Genomic DNA, 12,059 nt, shown 5'->3' on the forward strand with positions numbered 1-12,059 from the left:
CAGGCAGAGCCCTGATTCCCGAGCCGGGGCAGGTGCCTGGCTCGGGACGGGCAGGCCGGGCGCGAAGACCTTATGCCTGGTAGGCGCTGGCCTGGAGTCCGTAGAGGTCGGCGTAGATCCCTTGGCGGGCTACGAGTTCGTCATGGGTGCCTTCCTCGACGACCAGGCCGTGGTCCAGGACGTAGACGCGGTCGGCGTAGCGGACGCTGGCCAGGCGGTGGGTGATGAGCAGGACCGTCCTTCCGTCGGCGTGGGCGCGGATGCGGTCGAACAGGGCGTGTTCGGCTCTCGCGTCGAGGGCCGCCGTCGGTTCGTCGCAGATCAGAAGGGGGGCGTCCCGGTAGAAGCCTCGCGCCACCGCGATGCGTTGCCACTGGCCGCCGGACAGTTCCTGGCCGTCCTTGAAGCGGCGGTCGAGGAGAGTGCGGTAGCCGTGGGGGAGTTCGTCGATGACCTCGTCGGCTCCGGCGACGCCCGCCGCCCTCACCACGGCGGGTTCGCCCTTGTTCAGGCCCATCGTGATGTTGTGGCGGGCCGACAGGGGCCAGCGGGTGTGGTCCTGGGCGATGACCGCGATGCGGCCGCGCAGGGCGTGGGCGTCGATGGTGGCGAGGTCGACGTCGTCCCAGCGGACCCGGCCCGAGTCGGGTTCGTAGAGGCCGGCCAGGATCTTGGCGAGGGTGGTCTTGCCGGAGCCGTTCTCGCCGACCAGGGCCACCACCTCGCCCTGGTTGATGTGGACGGAGACGCCCTTCAGCGCCGGGGTGTCCTTGCCTGGGTAGCCGAAGACGATGTTCTCGGCGGTGATCCGGGTGAAGCCGTCGGGCGGCGCTCCCGAGCCCGCCATGACCGGCGCGGACTCCGAAGCCGTGATGAAGTCGATGAAGTCGGTGAAGTAGAGGCCGTTCTCATAGAGGCGGTTGACCGCGTACAGAAGCTTCTGGAGCGAGCCCTGGCCGGTGCGCACGGCGAGCACCGCCGTGCCCGCGACGGCGAGCGGGACGGCCTCGGTGGCCAGCAGCAAACCGAGGGCGACGAAGACGAGGGCGGTGCCGAGGCCCGCGAGGGCCTGACCGACGATCCCGGCCGTGGTCTGGCGGCGGGCCAGGTCGACCAGGACGTCCTGTTCCTTGCGGGCCACCATGTCGTAGACGCGCAGCAGGAAACCGCGCATCGTGAACGAGCGCACCTCGGCCGCCGTGTCGCGGTCGGCCAGCAACTCGCTGATGATCCACTTGCGGCGGTAGGTCGGCAGCAGCGACAGCATCGTGGTGTAGCGCATGCGGGCCGACCGGACCGTGGCCCACGCATCGGGCAGCACGGCCAGGATCAGCAGCGGCAGCAGCACCGGATGGAGCACGCCCAGCACACCACCGGCGGCGATCAGTCCGATCGCCGCCGTGAGCACGTCGATGGCCGAGCCGACCACGTCGTCGGAGGAGCTCACGCCCCGGTTCCTGGCCCGCTGCAGCGCGTCGTGGAACTCGGGGTCGTCGAACCTGATCAGGTCGACTTTGGAGGTCAGGCCGTAGAGACGTTTCTCGGCGATGCGCTGCACCTGGGGTTGCAGCCGTGACTGCGCCCATCCGGCGCCCGCCTGGAGCAGGGTGCGCATCACGGCGGCGGCGCCGACCAGCACCAGGGCGGGCAGAGCGTCCCGCACCCGGTCGGGGGTGGGGCCGGCGGCGAACAGCGCCTCCAGCACCCCCGTGGTGGCCAGCAGGCCGAACGCGGTGAACACGCCGCTCAGCAGGTTCAGTGTGATCGTCGCGACGGTGTCGCGGGGGCTGGCCTCCCAGGCCATGCGGAACGACCGGTTGATGAGTGCGGGTAAGCGGCGGGCGACGGTGAAGAAGCCGACATTGCTCATCAGGTCGTCGTGTTCGTGCCACTTGTGGGTGGTCAGGTCGGAGAAGTCCGGTAGGTCGTCACTTTCTGCTGGGTCGTCCCTGTCGACGGGGGTGACGGTCATGCCGTCAGTGTGCGCTCGCCCACCGACAAAGCGGCACCGGGGATGTCAGGGGTCAAACCGGAATGCGATCTGGGCACGTTCCGGAATTGGTGCGACACTTCCTGTGACGACGCACCCCCGAAGCACACGTAAGGCGACTCCGAGGGCCGATGACCACTGAGATCTTCCGCTCGATCGCCGTCGAGGGCAACCTCCCCCTGGAACCCAACGCGTTCGTCGGACGTGGGTCCGACGTCGAGGAACTCGTCCAGCTCATGACGGCCACCCGGGTCGTCACGCTCTGTGGCGTGGGCGGCATCGGGAAGAGCCGCCTGGGCCTGCGGGTCGCCGCCGAGCTCGCCCGCGACCTGCCCGACGGCGCGTGGCTGGTGGAGTTCCCCGAGGGCACCCGCCCCAAGGAGACGATCCGGCGCATCGCGTCGGTGCTGGGGGTGGAAGGCGAGCCGGGGCGCGACCTCGGGCTGGCCGTCGCCGAGGTGTTCGCGGGGCGCAAGGCGGTGATCCTGCTCGACAACTGCGAGACCGTGGTCGAGGAGTGCGCGCTGCTGACCCGGCGGCTGGCCGAGCACTGCCCGGAGGTCCGGGTGCTGGCCACCAGCCGTGAACCGCTGAAGGTGCCCGGCGAGACCGTCTGGCGGGTGCCGCCGCTGGCGCTGCCGCCCGACCACAACGCGGGCGCGGCCGTCGTCGGCGGCTACGAGGCGGTCCGGCTGTTCCAGGACCGCGCGGCCTCGGTCCGGCCGGGGTTCACGCTGACCGACGACAACGCGGCCGACGTGTCGCGCCTGTGCCACGCGCTCGATGGGATGCCGCTGGCGCTGGAGCTGGCCGCCGGGATGACCCGGGTGCTGTCGGTCCCGCAGATCGTGGCCCGGCTCGGCGACCGGTTCCGGCTGCTCTCGGCCGGTGACCGCACCGCGCCGCCCCGGCAGCGCACGCTGCGGGCCACCGTCGACTGGAGTTACGACCTGCTCGCCGAGCCCGAGCGGGTGCTGCTGCGCCGGGCCACCGTGTTCCGTTCCGGCTGGACGCTCCCGATGGCCGAACAGGTCTGCGCGGGTGGCCCGGTCGAGGTTCCCGACGTCCTGGGCCACCTGACCGCCCTGGTCGACAAGTCGCTGGTCGTCGTCGACGGCGAACTCGCGGGCGAGGCCCGTTACCGGCTGCTCGACACCATCCGTCAATACGCCGCCGAGCAGCTCGACGGGCCCGACGAAGAGGAGACCCGGCGGCGGCACCGTGACTTCTTCGTGCGGTTCGCGCGCGACTGGGAGATCGCGGTCGACGCGGGGTCGTGGCCGGCGGTGCACAGACGTACAGAACGATTGGAAAGGCTGCAGAGCGACCTGCGGGCGGCGGTGGAGTGGTCGCTCACCTCGGGCGACGCGGCGCCGATGCTGGGCGCGCTGCTCGGGTTGCGGTGGATGCTGCTCGGCAGCGGCCGGTTCCAGGCCGAGCTGACCCGCTGGGCCGACCGGCTCGTGGAGCTCGCGCTGCCGGACATCGACCCGGCCACCCACGGGCGGGCGCTGGCGTTCACCGCGAACCTGCTGTCCAACACGGCCGACTTCGCCGGGGCCGCAGACCGGGCCCGCCAGGCCCTCGACCTGTGCAGGAAAGCCGGTGACCAGGTCGGCGAGGGGCAGGCGCTGCTGGTCCTGGCCATCAGCGACGGCTCGGAACCGGCCGAGACGCGGCTGGAGGCGACCGTCACGATCGCCCGCGCCATCGGCGAACGGGTGCTGGAGGCCGAGGCCCACGGCACCCGCGCCTTCCTCGCGCTGGCCCAGGGGCGGCTGCGCGAGGCGCAGCGGTCGGCCGAACGCCTGGTCGTGCTGGCCACCGAGCTCGACAACCATCTCGCGCTGGTCATCGGCCTGTCGGGGCTCGGGCAGACCGCCCGCCGCCGGGGCGACCTCTCGGCCGCGCGCCACCACTTCACCCGGGCGCTGCGGATCGTCCGCACCTTCGACGCCCGGCAGTGGCTCATCTCGTGCCTGGCCGGGCTGGGTTCGGTGGCGCTGGACGCGGGCGACCTGCCCGAGGCCCGCCGCCGGCTGGGCGAGGCGCTGGTGCTCGGGCGTGACGCCGGGCTGCGCATGCAGGCGGCCCGTCGCCTGGAGGCCTTCGCCGCGCTCTACCTGAAACAGGGCGACGCGCGCCGGGCCGTGCTGCTGGCCGCCGCCTCCGCCGGGCTGCGCAGCGGCCGTCCGGGGGCGCGGGTGGAGGCCGTGCTGACGCCCGCCCGCGATCAGCTGGGCGAGGCCGCGGTGGCGGCGCTGTGGTCCGAGGGGCTCGGACTGCCGTTCGACGTGGCGGTCACACTGGCGCTGGAGGAGTCGGCCGGGAGCCCGATGCCCGTCGTCGCGCCGGTCGCGGTCACCCCGCAGAGCACGCTGACCGCCCGCGAGCGCGAGATCGCCGGGCTGGTCGCTCTGGGGCTCAGCAACCGGGCCATCGCCGACGAGCTCGTCATCAGCCAGGCCACCGTGGCCCGCCACGTCGCCAACATCCTGGCCAAACTCGGTTTCACCTCCCGCACCCAGGTCGCGACCTGGGTCGTCGAGCACGGCGTATGACCACGGTGTGTAGACGGCAGGGAACCGCCGTCTACACACCCACATGCGCACATCAGCCGATGTGAGGACGGCTCGCCCGATCTACGGTGACTCTGTGGTCGGGGTGCGGCGCGACTCCGTGGCCGTCACTCCGATCCGCGAGGGCGGATGCCTACTGAAGCCGGACGTCAGGGGGGGCATCTGGAAACGGCCACGTGTCCGTCACGCCGGTCGAGGTCGCCTCGGAGGGGTGGAGACCGAGACCGGGGGCACGTAGCCCGCGGGCCCGGGTCGCGCAGGACCCGGGCCCGCCCACTCGCTTGGTCGAAGGCATTACATACGCGCCTACACACTTATGCGGATTCCGGGGCGGGAGCCCGGCCCGTACGGTCACGGTCATGGAGTCAGGGGTCACCGGCGCGGTGTTCGGCCGATCCGCGCTGTGGGCCGACCGGCCGGCGCTGATCGATTTCGGCGAGGGCCGCGCAGTCAGCCACGAGACGCTGGCCGCGACCGTGTTCGGCGCTGCCTCGGGGCTGGTTCGGAGGGGGACCCGCCCCGGGCAGACCGCCGCCGTCTACACCGACGGGGTCTTCGGTCATCTGACCGCCGTCTTCGCGGTCATCGCGGCAGGTGGGGTGGCGCTGCCGCTGACGGTGCCCGATCCGGCCGAACTGCTGGCCCATGACGTCCGGCTGATGTTCACCAGCGGGAAGCTGGCCGCCGAGGCGGTCTCGGCGGCCGAGGCGTCGCGGGTGCGGCAGGTCGTCTCGTTCGGCGGCGGGCACGGCGCGACCGAGTTCGAGACGCTGCTCGGTCTCGATCCGCTGCCGCTCCCCGTTTCGGCGGGTCCGGCGATCACCGCGGAGGAGGGCGACCTCGGGCACGACGGGTTCGCCGAGGCGATGGCGCTGCTCGACGGGCATCTGTTCCTCAAGGAGCGCGACGTCGTGCTGGTCGACTGGCCGCCGTCGGGGTCGGCCGACCTCGCGGTGCTGGCCGGGCTGGCGTTCGCGAAGGGGGCCGTGGTGGTGACGGGCGGCGGGCGGGAGCTGGGGGTGACGGTGGCGGCCGTCGTGGAGTGCGGGAAACGCTGCGTGCGTCGGATCTGAACGTGTATATAGAACCGTTGCTTGACGTGGTACCTCCCTCGGTGGGTTGATTGGCTGCCATTCACACCCGGAGGTCGGCCGCGATGAGGCGACGTTTGACCGCGGTCGCCGCAGCACTGCTCGTGCTGGTGACGTCATGCAGCGGCGAGGCCGTGGAAACCCCCGAGTCCTCCGCGAGAGAGCGCGTCGAGGTCTTCTCCTGGTGGACGGGATTGGGCGAGGCCGACGGCCTCAAGGCGATGCGCGCCCTGTTCGAGAAGCAGAACCCCGGCTTCACGTTCGTCGACGCGGCCGTCGAAGGCGGCTCGGGCGACCAGGCCCGTGCTTTGTTATCCAGCAAGCTCCAGGCCAACCAGCCGCCCGACACCTTCCAGGGTCACGCGGGCGCCGAGCTCCAGGGCTACATCACCGCCGGCAAGCTCGAACCCCTCAATTTCCTGTACGACGAGCTGAAGTTACGCGACGCCTTCCCGCCCCAGCTCGTCGAGCAGATCTCGGTGCACGGTGAGATCTACTCGGTCCCGGTGAACATCCACCGCTCGAACGTCCTGTGGCTCAACCCGGCGGTGCTGCGAGCGGCCGGGGTGCCGGGGGCGCCGCAGACCCTCCCGCAGTTCCTCGAAGCGCTGGAGAAGGTCAAGGCGACCGGGAAGGTCCCGCTGGCCATCGGGCCGCAGTGGACCGTCGTCCACCTCTTCGAATCCGTGCTGCTGGGGTCGCTGGGGACCAAGGCGTACAACAAGCTCTGGACGGCCGACGGCGACTGGAACAGCGCGGCGATGAAGCGGGCGCTGACCGACTTCGCGGCGGTGCTGGCGTTCACCGGGCCGCCGCAGACCGACTGGCAGCCGGCCGCCAAGCAGGTGGCCGACGGCGAGGCCGCGTTCACCGTCATGGGCGACTGGGCCTACAGCTACTTCCACAACCCGCCCGACGGCGGCCTGGGCAAGACCTCGAAGAAGGACTTCGACTGGGCGCCCTCGCCGGGCACCGCGGGCACCTTCATGTGGCTCTCGGACAGTTTCACGCTGCCGCGCGGCGCCCCCAACCGGGAGGGCGCGCTGGCCTGGCTCAAGGTGGCCGCCAGCAAGGCCGGGCAGGACGCGTTCAACCCGCTCAAGGGCTCGATCCCGGCCCGCCGCGACGCCGACACCTCGCTCTACAAGGACTATCTGGCCTGGAACCAGGGCGAATGGGCCCGCGACCAGCTGGCCGGGTCGATCCAGCACGGCGTCGTCGCGGGCGACGGCTGGCGGGCGGCCATCAACGACGCGGTCGGCATCTTCATGGAGAACCCCGACGTCGTGGAACTGCAGCGGGCGCTGGTGCTGGCAGCGAAAAACAGCGGCCAATGACCGGTTTGTCATAGCATCGCCCGGTGAGTGTGACTGACGACCGGAGCGCGACCTTCGGAGAACTCTTCCGGATCGGCGAGTTCCGGGTGCTGTTCGGCAGTCAGCTGCTGCTGACGCTGGGCGAGTCGGTCAAGATGCTGGCCTTCTCCGTCATCGTCTTCGAACAGACCAACTCCGCCGGGCTGTCGGCCGTCTCCTGGATGCTCGGCTTCGTGCCGATGATGCTCGGTGGCCTGTTCCTGGCGTCGCTGGCCGACCGGATCCGGCCCCGGTCCCTGATGATCACCGGCGAGGTCACCCGGGTCGCCGTGTGCCTGCTCCTGGCGTTCGCCGGGCTGCCGGTGTGGGCGATGTTCGCGGTCGTCCTGGTCACCGGCGTGCCCACCGCCGTGTTCATGGCGGCCCGCAACGCGGTGCTGCCCGACATCCTCGACGGCGACCGCTTCGTGCTCGGCCGGGCGCTGTTCACCATGACCGGGGCCGGGGCGCAGATCGCCGGGCTCGCGGTCGGCGGCACCGTGATCGCGCTGCTCGGTCCGGAGGGCGCGCTGCTGGTCACCGCCGTGCTCTCGCTGGTGGCGGTCCCGCTCATCAGGTTCGGCCTCGCCGACCGGCCGCCGCGCGCGGTCAAGGACGGCACCGGCGCGGTCCGCGCCACCCTGCGCGGCAACTGGGCGCTGCTGAGCGACGGGACCATCCTGGGTCTGCTGCTGGCCGGGTGGTTGCCGCTGATGTTCATGGTCGGCTCCGAGGCGGTCTTCATCCCCTACCTGACCGGGATGGGCCAGGCCGGGGCGGCCGGGTTCGTGCTGGCCGCGACGGCCGCCGGGATGGGTTTCGGGGAGTTCATCGTCGGCCGGTTCGTAACGCCGTCGAAGCGGAACCGCCTTGGGCTGCCACTGGTCGCGCTGATGGGCGTGCCGCTGATCGGGTTCGTGCTCGAACCGGGGCCCTGGTGGGCCGGGATCCTGGCGTTCCTGGCGGGCAACGGGCTCGCCTACCAGCTGGTGCTGCAGCGGCCGTTCGTCGACGCCGTGCCGGAGCACCAGCGGGGGCTGGCGTTCGGGCTGCAGGGGTCGGGGATGATGACCGTCCAGGGGGTCGGCGGGGCGCTGGCCGGTGGCCTGGCCGAACTCGTCGACGTGCACCACGCGATCGCGATCTGCGGCGGGCTGGTGATCGTCGCGGGCGCTTTCCTGTGGCGGCCGCTCGCCCGGCCCGCGCTCACAACGGAGCCGCCGGAACAGTGACCTGGACGCCAACTTGGAGTAGAACGGGCAGATCCCCTACTCCTCGGAGGGTCACATGTCCTTGCTGGACCCCAAACTCTGGACCGGCCTGATCCACAGCGGCGGCTGGGTCACCTCCCAAACGGGTGACGCGGCCGTGGTCGAGCCCGCCACCGGCAGTGAAATCGGCCGGGTCGGGGTGGCCGGCGCCGCCGACGTGACGGCCGCCGTCCGCAAGGCCGCCCAGGCGCAGCGGGAATGGGCCGCGACCAACTTCGAGGAGCGGGCCGCCGTGCTCCGCCGCGCGGGCGCCCTCTTCGAGCAGTACGCCGACGAGATCCACCACTGGATCATCCGGGAGACGGGCTCCGTACCGCCGAAAGCGGGCCTGGAGACCCACGTCGCCGCGCAGGAGTGCTTCGAGGCCGCGGCCCTGGCCTCCGGGACGACCGGGGAGATCCTGCCGACCAACCGCAAGCGGCTCAGCATCGCCCGGCGGATCCCGGTCGGGGTGGTCGGCGTGATCGCGCCGTTCAACGTGCCGCTGATCCTCGGCATCCGCTCGGTGGCCCCCGCGCTCGCGCTGGGCAACGCCGTGGTGCTCAAGCCCGACCCCAGAACCGCCGTCTCCGGCGGCGTGGTGATCGCCCGGGTGCTGGAGGAGGCCGGGCTGCCCGAGGGGCTGCTGCACGTGCTGCCCGGCGGGCCCGACGTGGGCGAGGCGCTGGTCGCCGATCCGCTGGTGCCGGTCATCTCGTTCACCGGCTCGACCGCCGCCGGGCGCAAGGTCGGCGAGGCCTGTGGACGGCTCCTCAAGCGCGCCCACTTGGAGCTCGGCGGCAACTCGGCGCTGGTCGTGCTCGACGACGCCGACCTCGACCTCGCCGTCTCAGCGGGGGCGTGGGGGTCGTTCCTGCACCAGGGCCAGATCTGCATGACCACAGGCCGCCACCTGGTGCACGCCTCCCTCGCCGACGAGTACGTCGAGCGCCTCGCCGCCAAGGCCGACCACCTCCCGGTGGGCGACCCCGCGACCGGGCAGGTCGCCCTGGGGCCGCTGATCTCGGCGAGCCAGCGGGACAAGGTGCATGCCCTGGTCACCGGCAGCGTCGACGCGGGGGCGCGGCTGGCGGCGGGAGGGACGTACGAGGATCTCTTCTACCGCCCGACGGTGCTGGCCGGAGCGGGCCCCGCCTACGACAACGAGGTGTTCGGGCCGGTCGCCCCCGTCATGCCCTTCCACTCCCTGGAGGAGGCGGTGGCCCTGGCGGGCGACACCGAATACGGCCTCTCGCTGGGCATCCTCACCCGCGACGTCATGAAGGCGATGCATCTGGCGGAGCGGATCCCCACCGGGATCGTGCACATCAACGACCAGACCGTCGACGACGAGGCGGTCGCGCCGTTCGGCGGACTGGGCGCCTCGGGCACCGGATCGCGGTTCGGCGGGGCCCGCGCGAACGCCGACGCGTTCACCCACACCCAGTGGGTGACGATGCAGGGCGACATCGCTGCTTACCCGTTCTGACCCATGTTGTAGGTTCGCGGGTCATGAGAAAGAACGGCTGGTTGTTGCTGGTCGCCGGGTTCGTCCTGGCGGCACTCAACCTGCGACCGGCGCTTGCCGGAGTCTCGCCACTCCTGGGCGAGATCATGTCCGACCTGTCCCTCACCCCCGCCGCGGCCGGGGCCATCACCACAGTCATGTTGTTGTGCCTCGGCCTGCTGGGCCCGCTCGGGCCCGTCCTGTCATCGCGGCTCGGTCTCGACCGGACCCTGATGGCGGGCATGCTGCTGCTCATCCTCGGTGTCGTGATCCGCAGCTCCGGTGGCGTTTTCACGCTCTATCTGGGCGCGGCGATGGCCGGCACCGCCATCGCGTTCATGAACGTGATCATGCCCGGCCTGGTCAAGCAGCACTTCCCCGACCGCATCGGCCTGTTCACCGGCCTCTACGTCACCAGTCTGGTCAGCGGCGCCGCCCTCGGCTCGGCCGTGATGGTGCCGCTGGCCCACGAGATGGGCTGGCGCTGGGCCGCCGCCACGACGGCGGTCTTCGCCCTGATCTCCGCGGTCGTCTGGCTGCCGCAGGTGCTCAAGCCCCCGACCCCGCCCGCGCCGCAGGCGCCCCGGCCGTTCCGCGCCCTGATGAGACGCCGGGTGACCTGGTACGTCGCCACCTACATGGGCGTCCAGTCGATGAGCTTCTACATCATGCTGGCGTGGCTGCCCACGATCTTCACCGACGCCGGCCTGAGCGCCGACGACGCCGGATACCTGCTGGGCCTCACCAACCTGGCCCAGATCGCCGCCACCCTGACCGTGCCGATTCACGCGGGGAAGGCGAAATCCCAGGTTCCGCACGTCGTGGGCGCCGCTTTGATCACCATCGTCGGATACGTCGGCGTGCTGTTCTGGCCGACCACCGTCCCGTGGCTCTGGATGATCGTGCTGGGTGTGGGCCAGGGTGCCTCCATCGCCCTCGCCCTGCTGATCATCACGCTGCGCGCGCCCGACCCCCGCTCGGTCACCGCCCTGTCGGCGGTCGCGCAGTCGACCGGCTACACCCTGGCCGCCATCGGCCCGGTCGTGATCGGCGCGATCTACCAGGTCAGCGGGAACTGGACGGTTCCCCTGACCGTGGGCCTCGGGGTCTGCGGTGTGCAATTGGTGTTGGGTTATCTCGCCGCACGTCAACCGCAGGGCACCTGATCTTCATCTGACCCCCCTACCGTCCGGCCCATGAGTCTCACGCGCAGAGGCGCGATCACCGTGCTCGCGGCCGGAACGGCCGCCGGCGCCCTGATGGGCACCACCCCCGCACTCGCCAAGAAGCGTTTCGGTGACGTCACCGTCATCGGCCACCGGGGCGCCAGCGCCGTCCGTCCTGAGCACACCCTGCTCTCCTACGAGGCGGCCATCGCCCTGGGGGCCGACTACATCGAGCCCGACCTGGTCTCCACCAAGGACGGCGTGCTCGTCGCCCGGCACGAGAACGAGATCGGCGGCACCACCGACGTCTCGGCCAAGGCGGAGTTCGCCAGCCGCCGGGTCACCAAGATCATCGACGGCCGGCCCATCACCGGCTGGTTCACCGAGGACTTCACCCTCGCCGAGCTGAAGACGCTGCGGGCCACCGAGCGCATCCCGGACCTGCGGCCCGGCAACGCCGCCTTCAACGGCCTGGCCGAGATCCCCACCCTTGAAGAGGTGATCCAGCTCGCGCAGCGCCACGAGGTCGGCATCTACCCGGAGACGAAGCACCCCACGTACTTCGACTCCATCGGCCTCTCGCTGGAGGAGCCCCTCCTCGCGCTGCTCGACCGGTACGGCTGGCGCCGCTCCGGCGACCCGGTCATCATCCAGTCGTTCGAGGTCGGCAACCTGAAGGCGCTGCGCCCGAAGACCAAGCTCAAGCTGGCCCAGCTCATCGACGCCGCCGGCAAGCCGTTCGACACCGCCACCCTCACCTACGACCAGATGGTCACCCGTGAGGGCCTGCGCGAGATCCGCACCTACGCCAACGGCATCGGCGTCAACACCCGCCGGATCCTCCCCGTCGGTCCGGACAACCGCACCCTGCCGCCGACCACGCTGGTGCGCGACGCCCACCGCGAGGACCTGATCGTCCACGCGTGGACGCTGCGCAACGAGAACTCCCAGCTCCCGGCCGACTACCAGTTCGGCAACCCGGCCAGCCCGGTGTTCCCGCGCGCGGTCGGCAACGTGATGGGCTTCGCGGCGGCGCTGTTCGAGCAGGAGATCGACGGCATCTTCGCCGACGACCCCTCGATGCCGCGCGCGGTGCTCAGCACCGAGCGCTAGGCAGGCCG

8 protein-coding genes are annotated in these 12,059 nt (G+C 71.3%); 7 read left to right on the forward strand and 1 reads right to left on the reverse strand.

Annotated elements, in window-relative coordinates; genetic code table 11:
- Positions 1 to 70: 70 nt before the first annotated feature.
- Positions 71 to 1,972: an ABC transporter ATP-binding protein gene (locus AW272_RS09920; protein ID WP_066362934.1), complete on the reverse strand. Its 1,902-nt coding sequence runs from the start codon at positions 1,970 to 1,972 to the stop codon at positions 71 to 73.
- Positions 1,973 to 2,121: 149 nt separating this feature from the next.
- Between AW272_RS09920 and AW272_RS09925 the strand changes: the two genes are divergently transcribed.
- From AW272_RS09925 to AW272_RS09955, 7 genes are all read left to right on the forward strand, one after another.
- On the forward strand, positions 2,122 to 4,551 hold the full coding sequence (locus AW272_RS09925; RefSeq protein WP_066362936.1) for an ATP-binding protein: 2,430 nt from the start codon (positions 2,122 to 2,124) through the stop codon (positions 4,549 to 4,551).
- Between the two features lie 377 nt (positions 4,552 to 4,928).
- Entirely contained in the window at positions 4,929 to 5,642 is a 714-nt protein-coding gene (locus tag AW272_RS09930) for an AMP-binding protein (protein WP_066362937.1), read from the forward strand.
- Positions 5,643 to 5,725: 83 nt separating this feature from the next.
- Complete coding sequence (locus AW272_RS09935; protein ID WP_066362938.1) at positions 5,726 to 6,997, forward strand: ABC transporter substrate-binding protein; 1,272 nt, start codon at positions 5,726 to 5,728, stop codon at positions 6,995 to 6,997.
- 23 nt (positions 6,998 to 7,020) lie between these two features.
- Positions 7,021 to 8,247 carry an MFS transporter gene (locus AW272_RS09940; RefSeq protein ID WP_066362939.1) on the forward strand — a complete coding sequence of 409 codons (1,227 nt, stop codon included), beginning with the start codon at positions 7,021 to 7,023 and terminating at the stop codon, positions 8,245 to 8,247.
- Positions 8,248 to 8,302: 55 nt separating this feature from the next.
- Entirely contained in the window at positions 8,303 to 9,754 is a 1,452-nt protein-coding gene (locus AW272_RS09945; protein WP_066362941.1) for a benzaldehyde dehydrogenase, read from the forward strand.
- Positions 9,755 to 9,777: 23 nt separating this feature from the next.
- Positions 9,778 to 10,938 (forward strand): CynX/NimT family MFS transporter, encoded by a 1,161-nt coding sequence (locus AW272_RS09950; protein WP_066362943.1) that lies wholly within the window; start codon positions 9,778 to 9,780, stop codon positions 10,936 to 10,938.
- A 30-nt stretch (positions 10,939 to 10,968) separates the two neighbouring features.
- A complete protein-coding gene (locus tag AW272_RS09955) occupies positions 10,969 to 12,051 on the forward strand; it encodes a glycerophosphodiester phosphodiesterase (protein WP_066362946.1) in 1,083 nt (360 codons plus the stop codon).
- Positions 12,052 to 12,059 lie beyond the last annotated feature (8 nt).

The sequence above is a fragment of the Herbidospora mongoliensis genome, assembly GCF_001570545.1.
In the GTDB taxonomy this organism is placed as follows: Bacteria; Actinomycetota; Actinomycetes; order Streptosporangiales; family Streptosporangiaceae; genus Herbidospora; species Herbidospora mongoliensis.

Excerpts from the sequence above, each read along its gene's own strand:
- AW272_RS09920 (WP_066362934.1), bottom strand. The coding sequence starts at position 1,972 with ATGACCGTCACCCCCGTCGACAGGGACGACCCAGCAGAAAGTGACGAC.
- AW272_RS09925 (WP_066362936.1), top strand. The coding sequence starts at position 2,122 with ATGACCACTGAGATCTTCCGCTCGATCGCCGTCGAGGGCAACCTCCCC.
- AW272_RS09930 (WP_066362937.1), top strand. The coding sequence starts at position 4,929 with ATGGAGTCAGGGGTCACCGGCGCGGTGTTCGGCCGATCCGCGCTGTGG.
- AW272_RS09935 (WP_066362938.1), top strand. The coding sequence starts at position 5,726 with ATGAGGCGACGTTTGACCGCGGTCGCCGCAGCACTGCTCGTGCTGGTG.
- AW272_RS09945 (WP_066362941.1), top strand. The coding sequence starts at position 8,303 with ATGTCCTTGCTGGACCCCAAACTCTGGACCGGCCTGATCCACAGCGGC.
- AW272_RS09950 (WP_066362943.1), top strand. The coding sequence starts at position 9,778 with ATGAGAAAGAACGGCTGGTTGTTGCTGGTCGCCGGGTTCGTCCTGGCG.
- AW272_RS09955 (WP_066362946.1), top strand. The coding sequence starts at position 10,969 with ATGAGTCTCACGCGCAGAGGCGCGATCACCGTGCTCGCGGCCGGAACG.